Origin of the sequence: Clostridium sp. AM34-11AC (assembly GCF_003435375.1) — a bacterium.
Classification (GTDB): Bacteria; Bacillota; Clostridia; order Lachnospirales; family Lachnospiraceae; genus Pilosibacter; species Pilosibacter fragilis.
The window spans coordinates 22,883-40,704 of sequence record NZ_QWGL01000003.1 but is presented as its reverse complement, the minus strand read 5'-3'; the positions used below and the strand labels follow the sequence as shown (position 1 = coordinate 40,704).

General features: G+C 46.3%; 16 protein-coding genes. 15 read left to right on the top strand and 1 reads right to left on the bottom strand.

Annotation, left to right across the window (positions count from 1 at the left end):
- Positions 1-111: 111 nt before the first annotated feature.
- The 6 genes from DW826_RS04030 (at position 112) to DW826_RS04005 (ending at position 6,586) form a co-directional block, all read left to right on the top strand.
- The gene (locus DW826_RS04030) at positions 112-1,698 is read left to right on the top strand and encodes a D-alanyl-D-alanine carboxypeptidase family protein (protein WP_117552101.1); all 1,587 of its coding nucleotides are present in this window, start codon (positions 112-114) and stop codon (positions 1,696-1,698) included.
- 185 nt (positions 1,699-1,883) lie between these two features.
- A complete protein-coding gene (locus DW826_RS04025; RefSeq protein WP_117552147.1) occupies positions 1,884-2,105 on the top strand; it encodes a helix-turn-helix transcriptional regulator in 222 nt (73 codons plus the stop codon).
- A gap of 163 nt (positions 2,106-2,268) precedes the next feature.
- Positions 2,269-5,019, top strand: a complete 2,751-nt coding sequence (locus DW826_RS04020) for an ATP-dependent RecD-like DNA helicase (RefSeq protein WP_181967986.1) — start codon at positions 2,269-2,271, stop codon at positions 5,017-5,019.
- A gap of 50 nt (positions 5,020-5,069) precedes the next feature.
- Positions 5,070-5,522, top strand: coding sequence for a DUF4869 domain-containing protein (locus tag DW826_RS04015; protein WP_117552146.1), 453 nt, complete (start codon positions 5,070-5,072; stop codon positions 5,520-5,522).
- Complete coding sequence (locus DW826_RS04010) at positions 5,512-5,913, top strand: ATPase (protein ID WP_117513638.1); 402 nt, start codon at positions 5,512-5,514, stop codon at positions 5,911-5,913. The genes DW826_RS04015 and DW826_RS04010 overlap by 11 nt, the downstream gene beginning before the upstream one ends.
- A gap of 1 nt (position 5,914) precedes the next feature.
- Positions 5,915-6,586 carry a hypothetical protein gene (locus DW826_RS04005; protein ID WP_117513636.1) on the top strand — a complete coding sequence of 224 codons (672 nt, stop codon included), beginning with the start codon at positions 5,915-5,917 and terminating at the stop codon, positions 6,584-6,586.
- 144 nt (positions 6,587-6,730) lie between these two features.
- Here the strand turns inward: DW826_RS04005 and DW826_RS04000 are convergent, their stop codons facing one another.
- Positions 6,731-7,387: a hemolysin III family protein gene (locus DW826_RS04000; protein WP_117552099.1), complete on the bottom strand. Its 657-nt coding sequence runs from the start codon at positions 7,385-7,387 to the stop codon at positions 6,731-6,733.
- A gap of 276 nt (positions 7,388-7,663) precedes the next feature.
- On the opposite strand from DW826_RS04000, the gene DW826_RS03995 reads away from it, so the two are divergent.
- The 9 genes from DW826_RS03995 (at position 7,664) to feoB (ending at position 17,756) form a co-directional block, all read left to right on the top strand.
- On the top strand, positions 7,664-8,464 hold the full coding sequence (locus tag DW826_RS03995) for an RluA family pseudouridine synthase (RefSeq protein WP_117552098.1): 801 nt from the start codon (positions 7,664-7,666) through the stop codon (positions 8,462-8,464).
- A 110-nt stretch (positions 8,465-8,574) separates the two neighbouring features.
- Complete coding sequence (locus tag DW826_RS03990) at positions 8,575-9,753, top strand: AI-2E family transporter (protein WP_117552097.1); 1,179 nt, start codon at positions 8,575-8,577, stop codon at positions 9,751-9,753.
- A 79-nt stretch (positions 9,754-9,832) separates the two neighbouring features.
- Positions 9,833-10,333: an N-acetyltransferase gene (locus tag DW826_RS03985; protein WP_117552096.1), complete on the top strand. Its 501-nt coding sequence runs from the start codon at positions 9,833-9,835 to the stop codon at positions 10,331-10,333.
- A gap of 285 nt (positions 10,334-10,618) precedes the next feature.
- Positions 10,619-11,167, top strand: a complete 549-nt coding sequence (locus DW826_RS03980) for a biotin transporter BioY (RefSeq protein ID WP_117484658.1) — start codon at positions 10,619-10,621, stop codon at positions 11,165-11,167.
- A 3-nt stretch (positions 11,168-11,170) separates the two neighbouring features.
- Complete coding sequence (gene bioD / locus DW826_RS03975) at positions 11,171-11,866, top strand: dethiobiotin synthase (protein ID WP_117552095.1); 696 nt, start codon at positions 11,171-11,173, stop codon at positions 11,864-11,866.
- 124 nt (positions 11,867-11,990) lie between these two features.
- A complete protein-coding gene (bioA, locus tag DW826_RS03970; protein ID WP_117513677.1) occupies positions 11,991-13,190 on the top strand; it encodes an adenosylmethionine--8-amino-7-oxononanoate transaminase in 1,200 nt (399 codons plus the stop codon).
- Between the two features lie 209 nt (positions 13,191-13,399).
- Positions 13,400-15,391 (top strand): excinuclease ABC subunit UvrB, encoded by a 1,992-nt coding sequence (gene uvrB / locus DW826_RS03965; RefSeq protein ID WP_117470776.1) that lies wholly within the window; start codon positions 13,400-13,402, stop codon positions 15,389-15,391.
- Positions 15,392-15,531: 140 nt separating this feature from the next.
- Complete coding sequence (locus tag DW826_RS03960) at positions 15,532-15,762, top strand: FeoA family protein (RefSeq protein ID WP_117552094.1); 231 nt, start codon at positions 15,532-15,534, stop codon at positions 15,760-15,762.
- The gene (gene feoB / locus DW826_RS03955) at positions 15,759-17,756 is read left to right on the top strand and encodes a ferrous iron transport protein B (RefSeq protein ID WP_117552093.1); all 1,998 of its coding nucleotides are present in this window, start codon (positions 15,759-15,761) and stop codon (positions 17,754-17,756) included. Before DW826_RS03960 ends, feoB begins: the two co-directional genes overlap by 4 nt.
- Positions 17,757-17,822: the final 66 nt, after the last annotated feature.

Sequence of the window (17,822 nt, the reverse complement as noted above, 5' to 3'; positions counted from 1 at the left end):
GCCGCAGGAAAACATCACATATAAGGCAGAAATGCATCGATTTTTGAAATGGATTTTTGCTAGTATCTGTGAGAAAACCGAACAGATACGGAATACAGGGAGAAAATATTTATGATTTGTACTTTTAAAAAGAAACTGGCAAAGGTGCTCTGCGGCGTGCTCGTGTTTGCCCAGCTGGGAACGATGCAGGCTTTCGCGAGACCCGACTGGCCATCCGACACGGGAATCGAGGCGGAGGCGGGAGCTGTCATGGACGTGGACACCGGAACGATGCTTTTCGGACAGAACAGCCATGTGGAATACTATCCGGCGAGTATCACAAAGATCCTCACAGCCCTCGTGGTCCTGGAACATGCGGACCTCACTGACACGGTCACTTACTCGGACAAGGCCATGAACTCCGTGGAGGTGGACAGCGGAAATAAGCTGAGTCTCGTGGCGGGAGACACTATGACCGTTGAGGACTGCCTGTACGCGCTGCTTCTTGCATCCGTCAACCAGGCGGCAAACGCCCTGGCGGAACATGTGGCAGGCAGTATTCCGGACTTTGTTGACATGATGAACGCGAAGATCGCGGAGCTTGGATGCACGGAGAGCCATTTCGCGAACCCGTCGGGCCTCAACAACGATGACCAGGTGGTTACAGCGTACGATATGACGAAGATCGCGGCTGCGGCCTACAGTAACCCGAAGCTTCTGGAGATCAGCTCCGCGAAGTCATGGAAGGTGGGACCGACGACAAACAACCCGGACGGGGCCAGTGTGCGGAATGAGCACCGTCTCGTGATCACGGAGGACACTTCCAGCGAGTATTACTGCCCGGAGGCGGTGGCAGGAAAGACCGGATATCTCTTAAAAGCAGGAAACACGCTTGTTACATACGGTGAGAAGGACGGAAGACGTGTTGTATCCGTCATCTTAAAGGGAAGTCCGAGACAGTATTTCATTGATGGAAAATCGTTGCTGCAGTTTGGCCTGAACCGGTTCCAGAATGTGGATATCGCGGAGAATGAGACGAGATATGTCACAGGAGAGGACCAGGTGGATGCAAACGGGACAAGCTATGCGCCGTCCGACCTGGCGATCCAGACAGGAAAGAAGATCACACTTCCGAAGGATGCCACATTCGCGGACGCGGAATTAAGTCTCGGCGCAGTTCCGGACGGAGCGCCGGAGGGAACGGTCGGAGTGCTCAACTATATTTACAATGAGAGAAAGATCGGTTCAGCGTACCTGATGACGAAGGCGGGGGCGGAAGCACTTGCGGCTGCTGAGGCAGCAGGAGAGACAGAGACCACTGCAGCGGAAGAAACGTCCGGGGAGAGCACAGACGCTGCGGATCCGTCAGCAGATGACGAGAGCACTGAGGATGAGATGGAGACCATGGTCGAGGCAGAGGTGACCACGGCGGCAGATGACGCGGACAATGCGTCGGATCAAGCCGGCAGCAATGATGTGAAGACCGGATTCCCTGCGAAGATCCTCCTGATCGTGATCGGAATCCTCGCGGCAGCAGCCCTGACCGGCGGTGGTATCTGGTTCATGATCCAGAACAACAGGAAAGAGGCGGAAGCAGAAGCACTTCGCCGCGAAAAGAGAAGACAGCGTCTCGTGGCCGAAGGCGGCGACGCTGAGGCCGAGTTTAACAGACTGCTTGAAGAGAAGCGGAAGAGGAACGAGGAGAGACGGAAGAGATAAAAAACAGATAAGATCCCAATATGGATTTTGTGATGAAAAGCGGTTGGACCGATTGGTCTGGCCGCTTATTTTTCTTCAAACACAGATTGAAAAAATCAATTTAAGATTGAAATAAAATAACGTAAATGATACAATAAACGATAAAGGAATGATAAATAGTTGTGATGATACGAAAGGGATCAGCAATGGCAATCAGATACAGCAAACTGTGGAAAAAATTAATAGATGAAAATATGATGAAGACAGATCTTAGAGACAAGGCTGGAATTACCACAAATGCATTGGCTAAACTGGGAAAGAATGAGCATGTAAATACACAGGTTTTGGAAAAAATATGTAATGTATTGCATTGCAATATACAGGACATTGCGGAATTTGTTCCAGATGAGGTAAGGGAAGAGAAATAACATGGTGAAGAAGATAATTGTTTAAGAAAGCTATGAAACAGGAAATGGAGCAGCTATTACTGCATAAATTTATCAATATGAGCCAGAGCATGATGTGATGAAGGTTACGGAAGAGTCAGCAAAATACGGAAATAAATGAAGTATGCTTCTAGAAAGGACTAAATTGGATTATATAGATATTATTGAAAAGAGTATATATAATATTGATTCAAAAATTTGTGGAATAATTGATGACTATACAGTATTGCAAGATTCTCAAAAGGTTGCAGACTATGTAATCCAATTTCTTCGCACTTATTTAGAACATATTGCAGCACGTATATACGCTTATGAAAATCCTAATAAGCAAGTACCAATTGGGGGAAAAGATAAGTGGTATACCCAATATATGAAACCACTTAAAGAGAGCAATGAATATGGATATATATGGAGGTTACATCATTCACTTCAGATTACGATATCTCATTATGTACCTGCAGAGGATGGGGCTGTTCGTTTAATGGAGGGGTATTTGTCTCGATTATATCAGTTGAGAGATCAGATGAGAGAGAAGTTTGAATTAACTCTGATGCGTAATCTAGAAGAATATCCGCAGGAGAAGAATTCTGAATTGGATCCATATTATGAAAAAATCTATATTGCTCTAAAGGGAATGCATTTGGAAGATGGAACAAAACATACTAATGATAGGTACTACATTACAAGAAAAAAATATCGAACAGTAAATAGAAAAGGCTTTTTTGAATATACACTGTCATATGCACAGGAAGAAATAACCAAATTTGATAGATTTGTTGCATATTCGTTTAATGACATTCCAGATAATTATTCAATTCAATGTGATTTTGACCAGGCCAATGTAGATTTCAATGGAGTGGATATTGATATAAAGTGTATCATAGCTTGGAATATTTCTATACGTCCGTGCGAATTGGAAAAGTTGGCTGCAATCTGTGGATATGATGATAGGGTGAGATCTGATAGCGCGTATTACAAAGCATTGATGAGATTTCTCAGTAGATCTGGAATGAATTTGTTGGATATTATTTTGGCGGATAACGAGGATTATGAGATTTATATTCAACAATTGGAATTGGATAAAAATATTAAATTGAAAAACACTTTTGAAAAAGTGAGAGATATTATCATTGGTGAAAAACCAGGAAGTAATATTTTAAGATATATCACTGCCTATTTAAAGAATGATGTAGTTAGAGACCAGTTGTCGGATCGATCAAACAACCGAGTATCGTATCTATATCTGAAAAATGAAGCAATACCATTTGATGAAATGCCATATGCCTCAAGTTTATACGGACATAATTTGCCGAAATCAAGATTGCATAAATGTTTAGAGGTATATGATTGTGAACATCAATATGTGTCTGCAATGGTGAATAAAGAAGCTTATGATAGTAATACATTATATGTAACTGTGGATGATAGTAAGTTAGATTATTTTCGGTATGAGTTGGAAGTATTTAATCAAAATTTGTATAAAAGCAAAAAACAGCAACTTAGAAAAATAGAAACATTTACAAACCATTTGTATGTTAAGGGATATTATGATGTAACTAAATCTGTTATGGAAAAGTTGCAGCAATATACATCAGAAGGCGTTGAAGGTTATTCTGATATGCTTATAGATAAAAACGAATTTATCAATAAAATTGATGATGTTGCAAAGCAAAAAATAGTAAAAAATATATTTATGAATTCTAGATTGGGAATGGTTTACGGTGCAGCAGGAACAGGTAAAACAAGAGTAGCAGAATATATTGCAAAAATATTTGAGAATAAAAATATTCTTTTGCTTGCGAATACAAATGCCGCAAAAAATAATTTAGAGCGAAGAATAAACGCTTCTTGTGATTGCTACACGGTATACGACTATTTGAAAAATGGATATAGTTGGAAGAAGTATGATCTGGTTATTTTGGATGAGTGTAGTACGGTGTGTAATGAAGAGGTTTTGAACCTGTTTGAAAAGTGTAATGCGAAAGCATATTTATTGATTGGAGATATATACCAGATAGAAGCAATAAAGTTTGGAAATTGGTTTAATTTCGCAAGATATTTTGTTGATAAGAAATCTGTGTATGAGCTATCAACTCCGTACCGGGCAAAGGATAAAGCAATTTTGCTTGAAATGTGGACTCGCGTAAGAGAATTTGATGAAAATATGTTTGAAAGATTACAAGCAAATGGATTTATATCAACTTTAAATGAATCTATTTTTGAAAAGAACGAAGAAGAGATCATTTTATGTTTAGGATATGATGGATTGTATGGAGTCAATAATATTAATAGATATATGCAAAAAATCAATCCGTCTAAACCGATTGAGTGGGGAAATTGGACATATAAGGTTGGAGATAAAGTTTTGTTCAATGAGAATAAAAGATTTGGAAATGTTTTATATAATAATTTAAAGGGACGCATATTATCAATTGATAAGAAAACGGATGAAATAGTATTTCAAATACTTGTTGATAACGCAGTTGATAAAAGAGATGCTCTTTTTTCTGGTATTAAGCTTATTGATTGCGAGTATGAGGGGAAATCTATTGTCGAGTTTGGAGTAAAAAAACGAGTTGAACGGGATTCGGATGGTGATTATTCTGAAGAAATTGTACCGTTTCAAATTGCTTATGCAGTATCTATACATAAAGCACAGGGATTGGAATATGAGTCTGTGAAGGTAGTAATTACAGAGGATGTTGATGAAAGAATATCACATAATATTTTCTATACTGCAATTACAAGGACAACAGATAAGCTTAAAATATATATGAGTAAAGATACGCAGAGGAAACTTGCAGAAAAGTTTGTAAAAAGTAATGTTGGATTACAGCAAGCACAATTATTTGCAGGCCATGCTGGATTAAAATTGAAAAATAAATTGTCCTCATAGGAGAGCGTTTGCAAATAATTATGAAAATCTTGTTAAGGGAGCGACACCGAATGATTGATATATATACAGAAAAAAAGAACTCAAAGGATTGGATCCTTCAGAACGACCTGTATTTCAATTTGAATACAGCTAATGAAGAAATGTCAAAAAATGAAGTTGATTTGATCCAACAGATAGATAAGGCAAAGCTGACTCCGGATAAACACATAGAAACAAAATATGGCTTAGGTACGATCCGTAACCTGTCATCCGGCTGCAAGACGTTACTCAACATTGTTAAACATCCTGATAAAGTAGTAAATGTAGAGGAATGTGGTCCGAATGTACTTAAAGTTATTTTCACAATGGATAATATAAAGATATACATGTCAAGACCAACCCTGTTTGACATACCAGATGATGCAGAGATTAGATTCAATAATTCGGATATAGTCATTGGCGGAAGGGGATACAATGCCTGGTGGAGTAAGGAGTATGAAAGGAGAGAGGCGGATGATTTATAAGAGGATTGCATTTAAGGCAGCTCCATTTTCATATGACTTAGAATTCGATGACAGAATAACACTTGTTGGGGGCGATAGCGGAGTTGGAAAAACAGTGCTATATGAGATGCTGGAAGATGTAAGGCTTACAGATGAGTACAGGGCGATCAGATTATTTAATTACAGGTCAGATAATTTTTCGGAAGCAATAAAGCGCTGCAGAGATAGTTTTATTGTGGTAGATAATGCGGATAATCTGATGAATGATGAAGTTAGAAAATTTATTAATTTTGAAACATCAAATCAATATATGCTTTTCTTACGAAATTGCGATGGATTGAATGTTTCAGATAAGAGTTTTAAGGTTTTGAAGTTCGATAATAATAAGATAACACTGGAAGAGGAGCTGTGACATGAAGTATTTATGGACAGAAGACACCGGTGCTGGGCTTCATTTCTGGAAATTGGTTGATCAACTTTTCTTTGATGATAAATTAAGCGTTGAGAGCAAGGGGAGTAATCAGGGATTATTGGATGCAGTATTAGATTTAGAGATGAAAGATGATGATAAATATTATATTGCGTTTGATTATGTGGTAGATAATCAGGATATTCGTAATAAATATCGTATGTTGAAATCAATAGAAAGAAGTTCAAGGGGAAAGCTTGTAATTCTGGATATGATCTGCTTCGAATACCTGATTCTTGCATTTGATAAAATTGTGGAGTGGACAGGCACAGGTAAGACAGATAAAATTAAAATTCGTGAAGAAGTTTTAGCGGCAGTTGAAGATCACAGAATTAATTTATCAAAGATTGATGATGAGAAGACATTACAGTACATAGCTGGATTTAAGAGATACTCGACAGAGCGGGTGATGAAATCTTTGGTAGGTGAACTTACACAAAACGAGAAATGGTCGGTCAAGGGCCCGCTTATGGGTGAGTGTTGGTATAAGGATTGCTGCGTGTCAGAAAATCCGGGTAGTCTTAGGTGTGGAAAGCCTGAGGTTGAAGGTGGGGAAGAGAAGATGAAAGAGCTTATACATTCGGAGGCAATACAGCAAATATTAAAGATAATATAAGTTATATAATAGACTCATTTTTATCGGGAAAATAAGATTGTTCAGAAGGACGAGGGCGGGGAAGTCTGATATGCTAAAGATGGCGCGGCTTTTACACCGCGCCGGAGAATGAAAATATGATAGATGATGTCGTTGCAGATCATCTTACGCGGCAGCCACATATCCGTACATCATCATGTAATGGCAGAAGCTTCCGCCCATGACGAAGAGATGGAAGATCTCGTGGGAGCCGAAATTTTTATGCTTTGAGTTGAAGATCGGTAATTTCAGTGCATAGATCACACCGCCGATGGTATAGATGATGCCGCCGGCGAGAAGCCATGCGAAAGCGGCAGGTGTGAGAGCGGCAACGATCTGGCGGATCGCCATGATGCATACCCAGCCCATCGCGATGTAGATCACGGAGGAGAACCACTTCGGGCAGTTGATCCAGAGGGCATTGATGATGATGCCTACGATGGCGATGCCCCAGACAAGGGACAGCATCCGGTAGCCGGACTTATTTCCGAGGACGATCAGGCACACCGGCGTGTAGGTTCCGGCGATCAGGATGAAGATCATCATGTGGTCGATTTTCCGAAGGATCTTATTGACATGCTCAGAAATGTCGAAGGTGTGGTAGACCGTGCTTGCGGCGTAGAGCAGGATCATGCTGACGATGAAGACGCTCAGGGCCTTTAGGTGCATGGTTCCGGGGGCGGATGCGGCCTTGATTAAAAGCGGCGTCGCGGCAACCATTGCGGTCAGCATTGCGATAAAGTGAGTCAGCGCGCTTCCGGGATCTTTTATTTTCAGTTCCATAATCATTCCTCCAATCATGCGGGATAGCCTGTGTTGAACAGGGAAAATATTGGAAATCAGAATGTGCGTGACTGTATGAAATGAATTAGTCCGATATGGATCTGCGATAATAGGTTGTGGTGGACAAATTTCAGATCATTGCAGCAAATGAACGCAGGGTCTGGTTTCAAAGTTAAAGTGAATATTTAAAATACGACATGTAGTTTTAAAAACTACTTATCACGCTTGGATATACTATACCACTTACGATAAAAATATGCAAGGGGAAATATTTTGATGTTAAAAGTATTATATGAGGACGACGAGATCCTGGTGGTCATAAAGCCTGCGGGCGTGGAATCCCAGGCTGCGAAGCGGTTCGCACCGGATATGGTCAGCGAGGTGAAAAAACACCTGGTTATCAACAAATCATGCACACCGGGGAAGGAACCTTATGTGGGAGTTATCCACAGACTGGACAAGCCTGTGTCCGGCGTGATGGTGTACGCGAAAACGAAACGGGCGGCAGCGGCTTTAAGTGAGCAGGTTCAGAGCCATAAGATGAAAAAAATCTACACAGCAGTTGTCCACGGAAGACCTGTGAATATGGTGGATAACTATGTGGATTATATGGTGAAAACACCGGACGGGAATTATTCACAGGTTGTGGATAAGGGGATAACCGGTGCGAAAAAGGCGGAGCTGTCCTATGAAGTCTTAAAGACGATCGACGGGAAAATAGCCGGAATGCCGGAAACGGAGCTGAGCCTGGTGAGAATTTCATTGAAGACTGGACGCCATCACCAGATCCGTGTACAGATGGCGTATCATGGGACGCCGTTGTATGGGGATATGAAATATGGAGTGCCTGTGGGAACTGACAAACTTGATAAGAAAGAGAATGCAGACCAGGGAACCATGAAGGCAGCAGGAAATAGAAATATGCCGGGTATCAGAACAGCAGGAAATATGGGAAGTGGAAGAGAGTCGATCGCACTCTGCGCTTCAGCGCTGACTTTTTTTCATCCGGTGACGAAGAAAGAAATGACGTTTGAGATAGAACCGGTCGGAGGGGCATTTCAGTTGTTTCAAGTTTGATCCTGGTTGGGCTGTTTTCGGCTACAGGTTGTGACATTGGCAACTGTGGAGGTGAATATCTTTAGATTCAAAGGTCGAGGCTTGTAAATGATCATGTTCTGCTAAGAACCATGGAAAAAACAGATTATGGAATCGTCCCGCGGCGCGCATATCGCAGGAATTTCCGCCCATACTATGAGCAGTACAAAGGAAGTACAAATCAGAAAACGGGTGATTCCATGGTAAGTCCTGAGAAAAAACTGAAGAAATTTCTACTGATTCTGGGAATCACGGGTGCGGTATACGGAGCGTTTCGTTATCTTTTACCCCTCGTGGTTCCCTTTTTATGTGCGTATGGGACGGCGCTGTTTCTGCGTCCGTCGGTCAGGTTCCTCTCGAACCGCATTGCGGTGCCGTTTCGTGGGGAGATGCACCATCTGCCGGTGTCGCTTGTCGGCGGGATCGAACTTCTGGTGATGTCATGCCTTGTTTTTGGATTCCTCTACGCGGGCGGCAGCATGGTGGTGAGCCAGACGGGGCTTTTTATCCGGAGATTTCCAGACTGGCTTTCCGCCCTTGATCTGCGGCTTACGGATACCTGCCGCCTCCTGGAGCAGAAGATGGGGCTTAAGGCGGACGCGCTGGTGGAGCTTGCGGGGAGAGCAGTGGAAGAGGTCCGGCAGATGTTTAAGAACTCCACGATGCCAGTGCTCATGGACCGCTCCGTGTCTGCGCTCCGCGTGGCAGTCGCCGGGATCGTCCTTTTCTTTATCTATTTTGTCGCAGTACTCCTGACACTGCAGGAGATGGATGACATCAGGGAAAAGCGGAGCAGGTCCGCATTCCGGCGGGAATTTCTCGTAGTGGGAGAGCGGATCGCATCCGTGGTGAGCGCGTGGCTGAAGACCCAGGCGTTTATTCTGTTCCTAACAAGTGCCGTGTGTATCTTCGGACTGGCAGTGATCGGAAATCCCTATTCGTTTTTGTTTGGCTGCGGGATCGGGATCCTGGACGCACTGCCGGTATTGGGGGCCGGGACTGTGCTGATTCCGTGGGGAGTCGCGCTGCTGTTTCAGAAGGCGTGGAAAAAGGCTGCGGTGATCTTCGGCATCTATGTGGTCTGCTACTTTCTGCGTCAGATCTCAGAGGCGAGACTGATGGGGAAGCAGGTGGGGCTTTCGCCGCTGGGATCGCTGGTATCCATGTATGTGGGACTTAAATTGTTTGGATTGTCGGGGCTGATCCTGGGACCGGTGGGAGTGCTGCTGATCGGGGATCTGGTGCGGATGTATGAGGAACAGGGGAGCTGAAAAGACAGATTGTCTTGTGAAAAACACTATGATACAATGGGAACAGCAATCAGTTTACCCGTAAAAGAGGAGAACATCTATGACAGAAGATAACTTTACAGTAAGAAAAGCATCCCCAGCCGATCTCCCACGGATCCACGGGATCTACGCCGCTGCCCGCCAGTTCATGCGTGACCATGGGAACTTCAGCCAGTGGGACGGCGAGGACGCCCCGGAGCATCTGCTCCCGGGGGACATCGAGGCAGGAAATTTATATGTTCTGGAAGAAAACGGCGTGATCCATGCCGCCTTCGCCTTCATCATCGGCGCTGACCCATGCTACGCTGTGATCGAGCAGGGCGCCTGGAAGGCAGACACCCCGTACGCTGCCGTCCACCGCGTCGCAAGCGACGGTACGGTCCACAACATCCTGGGCCGGATCATGGACTTCGCCAAGTCGAAAATATCCCACATCCGGATCGACACCCACGAAAACAACAAGGTTATGCAGAGAGCGCTTGAAAAACAGGGATTTGAGAGATGCGGAATTATCTATGTCCCGGACGGAACGCCGCGGATCGCGTTTGAGTGGGGCAGGTAATCATGATGCAGATGAAAGACACCGAATAGACCATTTGGTTTTTGAGGTGTCTTTTTTGTACAAACAATTGTTAACTATATAAATATAACAGGTTGACAATTCGAAAATTCTATGTTATGCTCCTACAAGTCCATCTTTGCAATACCCCCCGGGTTCTGAAGACAGCAGCCGCTGTTTCAGAAGGTATGGAAAGAACGGAAGAGTGATGCGCATGTACAGGAAAAGGGAAATGCTTCAGATTTCTTGAGCAACCAGAAAATTCAGGAGGAAATAATTTTGAAACATATGAAAACGAAAGACCTTGTGCTGTGCGCAATGTTTGTGGCATTGATCGCGGTAGGGGCATTTATCAAAGTTCCTGTTCCGGTGGTTCCGTTTACACTTCAGTTTTTATTTACGATGCTGGCGGGGCTGCTGCTGGGTCCTGTGAACGGGGCGCTGGCGGTCGTGGTTTATATTGTTCTGGGACTTGTGGGACTTCCGATCTTCACCCAGGGCGGCGGACCGGGCTATATTTTTCAGCCGAGCTTTGGTTACATCATCGGATTCGCTGTGGCAGCCTATGTGACAGGCCGGATCGCGAATGAAAAGAGCCATCCTGGTTACAGACGCCTGCTGGCGGCAAATTTCATCGGACTCTTTATCGTGTACGCATTTGGAATGGTTTACTATTATGCGATCAGCAATTTCGTCATAAATACGCCGATCGGTCTCTGGCCATTATTTTTATACTGCTTTTTACTGGCGGTTCCGGGAGATATAGCGCTGTGCATTCTGGCGGCAGTCATCGGGAAACGGATGATCCCGATGATTAAAGAGGGGAGACTGGGATAGGAAATGAGCAGAAATATTTTTATCACAGGAACGGGAACGGATGTCGGAAAAACGTATGTGACAGGATTGATCGTGAAAAAACTGAGAGAGAGCGGTGCGGACGCGGCTTACTATAAGGCCGCCATGAGCGGCAACGAGAGACGGCCGGATGGCAGCCTGATCCCGGGGGACGCGCTCCAGGTAAAAAACATGTCCGGAATCCGCCAGTCCCTTGAGGAAATGTGTCCATATGTCTACGAGACAGCTGTCTCCCCGCACCTGGCATCACGGATCGAAGGAAATCCGGTCCGGATGGAGACTGTGTTGGCGGGATTTCAGAAGGTCTGTGAGGAGTACGAGTACGTGACGATGGAGGGAAGCGGTGGAATCCTCTGTCCGCTCTGCTTTGATGAGACGGATATCCGCCTGCCGGAGGTAGTCAAAGCCTGCGGCCTTGGGTGTCTGATGATCGCGGACGCGGGACTCGGCACGATCAACGGTGTGGCGCTGACCGCGTACTACCTCAAAGAGCAGGGAATCCCGTTGAAGGGGATCATTTTCAATCACTATAAGCCGGGAGATGTGCTCCATGAGGACAACCGGAAAATGTGCGAGTATTATACAGGAGTTCCTGTGGTTGCCTGTGTGGCGGACGGTGACACGGAGCTTTCCATGGACGCGGAGGATTTGAAAGCGCTGTATGAGACTGCGGAAAAATGATCGTGAATATGCCGAGATTATATAGGAAGCGATAAGTGCTGACGTACTCCCGGGAATCCCACCCGCAGCAGCGGGGCAGGAAAGGGACCGGGGAGTCCATGTTAAGATGAAGGAGAAGAAAACGATGATCTGGTATCCATATGAACAGTTAAAAACAATGAAGGCGCCCTACGAGATCGTGGACGCGAACGGGGTATATCTCTATACGAAAGATCAGAAGATGATCGATTCGGTTTCATCCTGGTGGAGCGTGATCCACGGATATAAGCACCCGGTGATCAACCAGGCGATCATCTCCCAGGTGGAGAAGTTTTCCCATGTCATGCTGGGCGGGCTGACCCACGAACCGGCGAGAAAGCTGTCAGAGAAACTGGCGTCCTGGCTGCCGGGGGATCTGGATTACTGCTTCTTTTCCGATTCCGGCAGTGTGGCGGTGGAAGTGGCGTTAAAAATGGCGCTGCAGTATTATATGAACCGGGGAGATGAGAAGCGGACCATGATCCTGGCCCTGGAGCATGCCTACCACGGCGACACCTTTAAGACGATGGAAGCGGGAGACGATGAGGATTACCATTTCGTGCTGAAAGCTTACGGGGCAAGCCCGTATGTGGTCCATATTCCGACGGAGATCACGGCCCTGGAAGAGGCCTTTGAAAAGTATCATGACAGACTGAACTGTGTGCTGGTGGAACCGCTTTTACAGGGGGCGGGCGGCATGCGGATGTATGACGTTTCCTTCTTAAAGAAGGCGAGAGAGCTTTGTGACCAGTATGGTGTCCTTCTGGTCTTCGATGAGGTGGCGACTGGATTTGGCCGGACCGGCAATCGTTTCGTGGCGGATCTGGTCCTCCCGGATATTCTGGTTCTCGGAAAGGCACTGACAGGCGGATATATCGGTCATGCTGCCACCGTGGCAAACCGGAAAGTATTTGAGGGCTTCTACGATGATGTTCCGGAACATGCCCTGATGCATGGACCGACATTCATGGGAAATGCGCTGGCGTGCAGCGCGGCCCTGGCATCGATCGAACTGTTCGAGACCCAGAACTACATGGAAAAGATCAAGAGGATCGAAGCTGTGACCCGCCGCGAGATGAAGGGCTTCACAGACCCCAGGATCCGCGAAGTCCGGATCCTGGGCGGCTGCGTCTGCGTCGAAGTCTACGATCCGGCCGTATTAAAAGGATATCAGGAGTATGCCTGCAAGAGAGGTGTGTTCAGCCGTCCGTTCTTAAACTACCTCTATGCAATGGTGCCGTATGTGATCCAGGAGGACGAGCTGGTGCAGGTGCTTCAGTGTATGAAGGATTGGTTTGCGAGATAGGAATGCGGACAGTAAATACAGTACAGAACAAACATTCGGTTTGTTCTGTACTTTTTTTAGCTTGAATGCTATACTGGACAGGTAATATACTAAGAATGAAACGATTCCGCACATTCATAGCCTGGGCGGAGAGATATTCCAGATCGGCTTCGCCGTTGGGATTTTTGCACTGCTTCTAATAATATCATGGATAGGTCAGGAGAAATCATATGGATCATTTTGAATTAGTATCAGAATACCAGCCCACCGGAGATCAGCCGCAGGCAATCGAGCAGCTGGTGAAGGGATTTAAAGAGGGGAATCAGTTTGAGACGCTGCTTGGAGTGACCGGATCCGGTAAGACGTTTACGATGGCGAATGTGATCCAGCAGCTCAATAAGCCGACGTTGGTGATCGCCCACAATAAGACACTGGCGGCGCAGCTTTATTCGGAGATGAAAGAGTTTTTCCCGAATAATGCGGTGGAGTACTTTGTCTCCTATTATGATTACTATCAGCCGGAGGCATATGTGCCGTCTACGGATACTTATATTGAAAAGGATTCCGCGATCAACGATGAGATCGATAAGCTGCGTCACTCTGCAACGGCGGCCCTGTCGGAGAGAAACGATGTGATCATCGTGGCCTCCGTGTCCTGTATTTACGGCTTAGGAAGCCCGATCGATTATAAGAACATGGTGATCTCCCTGCGCCCGGGAATGGAGAAGGACAGGGATGAGGTGATCCATAAGCTGATCGATATCCAGTACACGAGAAATGAGATGGATTTCAAGCGCGGAAGCTTCCGGGTAAGAGGTGATGTGCTGGAAGTATTTCCGGCTTATTCTGGAAGCGAGGCGTACCGGATCGAGTTCTTCGGGGACGAGGTGGACAGGATCATGGAGATCGAGGCGCTGACCGGAGAGGTGAAAGCGCAGCTGGAACATGTGGCGATCTTCCCGGCGTCCCACTATGTTGTACCGAAAGAAAAGATGATGCGGGCAACGGAAAATATCCTTGCGGAAATGAAAGAACAGGTAACCTTTTTTAAGAGTGAGGACAAGCTTCTGGAGGCACAGAGAATCGCGGAACGGACAAATTTTGATGTGGAGATGATGAGAGAGACAGGCTTCTGTTCGGGAATCGAGAACTATTCCCGTCATCTTGTGGGATCTGCACCGGGACAGCCGCCGTGTACGCTGCTCGACTATTTCCCTGATGATTTCCTGATTATCGTGGACGAGTCCCATATCACGCTTCCGCAGGTCCGCGGCATGTATTTCGGTGACCGGTCGAGAAAGAAGACACTGGTGGATTATGGATTCCGCCTGCCGTCTGCCCTGGATAACCGCCCATTGAATTTTGAGGAGTTTGAGACCCATATCAATCAGATGATGTTCGTGTCCGCAACCCCGTCCACTTACGAGGCGGACCATGAACTTCTCCGCGCGGAGCAGATCATCCGCCCGACAGGACTTCTTGATCCGGAGATCTCCGTGCGACCAGTGGAGGGACAGATCGATGATCTTGTGGGAGAGATCAATAAAGAAGTAGAAAAACACAACAAGGTCCTGATCACAACGCTTACAAAGCGTATGGCGGAAGATCTTACGGATTATATCAGGGAAGCCGGGATCCGCGTAAAATATCTGCACTCGGATATCGACACATTGGAGCGCGCCGAGATCATCCGCGATATGCGTCTGGATGTCTTTGATGTTCTTGTGGGAATCAACCTCCTCAGAGAGGGACTCGATATCCCGGAGATCACACTTGTGGCGATCCTGGATGCGGATAAGGAAGGATTCCTCCGTTCGGAGACATCCTTGATACAGACGATCGGACGTGCCGCGCGAAACGCCGAAGGCCATGTGATCATGTATGCGGATTCCATTACTGATTCCATGCGGGCCGCCATCGACGAGACGAACCGCCGACGTGAGATCCAGCAGAAGTACAATGAGGAGCACGGAATCACTCCGCAGACCATAAAGAAAGCGGTCCGTGATCTGATCGCAATCTCCAAGGCTGCCAGTGCCGGCGAAGAAGAGTTCAGGAAAGATCCGGAATCCATGGACGCAAGGGAACTGGAGAAGCTTGCAAAGGAACTCACAAAGAAGATGCGCCAGGCGGCAGCAGAACTGAATTTCGAAGAGGCCGCAAAGCTGCGTGACCGGATGAAGGAAGTGAAGCAGATGCTGCTGGAACTGGAGAAAAATTAAGATGATTGGTAACTACTGCCCGCACCGGGCGGACGAATGTGCCAGGATACACTTATTGACAATTATTCTCAACAAGAATACAATATTTCCAGATGACAGAGTCGGCTCTGTCAATTATGATAATGAAGGATGGACACAGGATGAAACTATATGAAGGAAATATTGGCGCGACATATATGGTCGAGTCAGTCCATGTGGATGAGGCAATTAACCGGCGTTTAGAGGCGCTGGGGGTAAATGAGAATACGCCTCTTCTTGTGATGAATAAGAAAAACAGCGGAACCATGATCATCAAAGTCCGTGGAACCCGCCTTGCACTGGGAAGAAGAATTACCGGTGGAATTGAGGTAAAAGAGGAGGCGGCATCATGAGCACAGGAGAGAGACCGATCACAGTCTGTTTTGTAGGAAATCCGAACTGTGGAAAGACTACGCTGTTCAATGCATTTACGGGAGCAAAATTAAAGGTCGCAAACTGGCCCGGCGTTACGGTCGAGCGGATGGAAGGAGAGACGAGCTATAAAGGGCGGAAAATCCGTGTGATCGATACGCCTGGAATCTACAGTCTTACTTCATATACAATGGAGGAACTCGTCACAAGAAGGTGCATTGAAGAAGATGACGTGGACGTAATTGTCAACGTTGTAGATGCATCATCTCTGGAGAGGAACCTTTATCTGACGATGCAGCTTTTAGAATTAAAGAAACCAGTCATTCTGGCTCTCAATATGATGGATATCATCGAAGAGCGTGGAATGGAGATTGACCTTCACAGACTTCCTGAGATGCTTGGCGGGATCCCTGTGGTTCCAGTCTCCGCGAGAAAGCGCACAGGACTTGACGTGCTGATGCACGCTGTGGTACATCATTATGAGGAAGGTCCCCAGGGCGTGATCGTCCGCTATGACAGGGAGATCGAGGATCGGATCCAGCGGGTAGAAGACCTTCTGCGGGAGAAGTATCCGGATCTCACAAATCTGCGCTGGCATGCGATCAAGATGCTCGAATATGACAAGGAAGTCCTGAAGGACCATCCGGTCGAACTGAAACAGATCGTGCCGAGAAGCTTCGAAAAAGAGGTTATCAATGAAAAATACGATTACGTGGAATCGGTAATCAAGGAATGTCTGTTTAATAAAGAAGAAAAATCTCATATGACAGATCAGGTGGATAAGATCCTGACTCATCCGATCCTGGGAATTCCAGCGTTCTTTGGAATTATGGCATTAGTCTTTTTCCTGACATTCACAGTCGGGGATTTTCTGAAAGGATACTTTGAACAGGGACTGGAACTGCTGTCGCTCGGTGTTTTGTCCGGGCTTCATTCAGCGGGAGCTTCCGACTGGGTGATCTCCCTGGTCGTTGATGGTGCGTTGGCGGGAGTTGGAGGAATCCTGACATTTCTTCCAAACATCTTTATCCTTTTCCTTGCGCTTGCGTTCCTGGAGGACAGCGGATACATGGCAAGAGTCGCCTATGTCATGAATGAGACTATGGGGATGGTCGGACTTTCCGGTCGTGCGTTTCTGCCGATGCTGCTGGGATTTGGCTGTACAGTTCCCGCGGTCATGGCGACCAGGGCGCTGGAGAATCAGAGAGACCGCTTGAAGACGATCCTTATCACACCGTTTATGTCCTGCTCAGCGAGACTTACGATCTATGTTTTGCTGGCGGATATGTTCTTCCCGAAATCGGCAATGTTAGTGGCATATTCCCTTTATCTGGTGGGGATTGCCATGGCGATCCTCATCGCGCTTATTGTACATAGAACGACAGACGATAAAACTGAGAATGCTCTTCTGATCGAACTTCCGGAATATAAGATTCCGAATCTCAGAACTGTGGCGATCTATGTCTGGGAAAAAATAAAAGATTACCTGACAAAGGCGGGGACAACGATCTTTCTGGCATCGATCATCCTGTGGTTTGTCATGAATGTTGGACCGGCGGGATTTATTTCTGATGTGGCGGACAGCTTTGCGGCAAAATTCGGACAGATCCTTGTGCCGGTACTAAAGCCGGTTGGTCTTGGAAGCTGGCAGATCGCGGTAGCATTGATCTCCGGAATCTCCGCAAAGGAGGTCGTTGTTTCGAGTATGTCTGTTCTTTATGGGATCGGCAATATCAATTCTGCAGCGGGAATGGCGGAACTCTCAGGAATCCTTGGGGGAACAGGATTCACAGCAGTGAACGCTTATGCGCTCATGGTATTCTGCCTTCTCTATACACCGTGTATTGCGACGATCGCGACGATCAAGAGGGAAACACAGTCCTGGAGATGGACACTGGGGATGGTCATGTTCCAGCTTGTGCTTGCCTGGTCGGCGGCATTTCTTGTATTCCAGATCGGAAGCCGCCTGTTCTGATCAAAAAAATCTTGAAACTATAACTGCTGCCATGCCTGGCAGAAGATTTATAATAGTGGATCCTGC

Coding starts and splice junctions, on each gene's coding strand:
- DW826_RS04030 (WP_117552101.1), top strand. CDS start 112: ATGATTTGTACTTTTAAAAAGAAACTGGCAAAGGTGCTCTGCGGCGTG.
- DW826_RS04025 (WP_117552147.1), top strand. CDS start 1,884: ATGGCAATCAGATACAGCAAACTGTGGAAAAAATTAATAGATGAAAAT.
- DW826_RS04015 (WP_117552146.1), top strand. CDS start 5,070: ATGATTGATATATATACAGAAAAAAAGAACTCAAAGGATTGGATCCTT.
- DW826_RS04010 (WP_117513638.1), top strand. CDS start 5,512: ATGATTTATAAGAGGATTGCATTTAAGGCAGCTCCATTTTCATATGAC.
- DW826_RS04005 (WP_117513636.1), top strand. CDS start 5,915: ATGAAGTATTTATGGACAGAAGACACCGGTGCTGGGCTTCATTTCTGG.
- DW826_RS04000 (WP_117552099.1), bottom strand. CDS start 7,387: ATGGAACTGAAAATAAAAGATCCCGGAAGCGCGCTGACTCACTTTATC.
- DW826_RS03995 (WP_117552098.1), top strand. CDS start 7,664: ATGTTAAAAGTATTATATGAGGACGACGAGATCCTGGTGGTCATAAAG.
- DW826_RS03990 (WP_117552097.1), top strand. CDS start 8,575: ATGGAAAAAACAGATTATGGAATCGTCCCGCGGCGCGCATATCGCAGG.
- DW826_RS03985 (WP_117552096.1), top strand. CDS start 9,833: ATGACAGAAGATAACTTTACAGTAAGAAAAGCATCCCCAGCCGATCTC.
- DW826_RS03980 (WP_117484658.1), top strand. CDS start 10,619: ATGAAAACGAAAGACCTTGTGCTGTGCGCAATGTTTGTGGCATTGATC.
- bioD (WP_117552095.1), top strand. CDS start 11,171: ATGAGCAGAAATATTTTTATCACAGGAACGGGAACGGATGTCGGAAAA.
- bioA (WP_117513677.1), top strand. CDS start 11,991: ATGATCTGGTATCCATATGAACAGTTAAAAACAATGAAGGCGCCCTAC.
- uvrB (WP_117470776.1), top strand. CDS start 13,400: ATGGATCATTTTGAATTAGTATCAGAATACCAGCCCACCGGAGATCAG.
- DW826_RS03960 (WP_117552094.1), top strand. CDS start 15,532: ATGAAACTATATGAAGGAAATATTGGCGCGACATATATGGTCGAGTCA.
- feoB (WP_117552093.1), top strand. CDS start 15,759: ATGAGCACAGGAGAGAGACCGATCACAGTCTGTTTTGTAGGAAATCCG.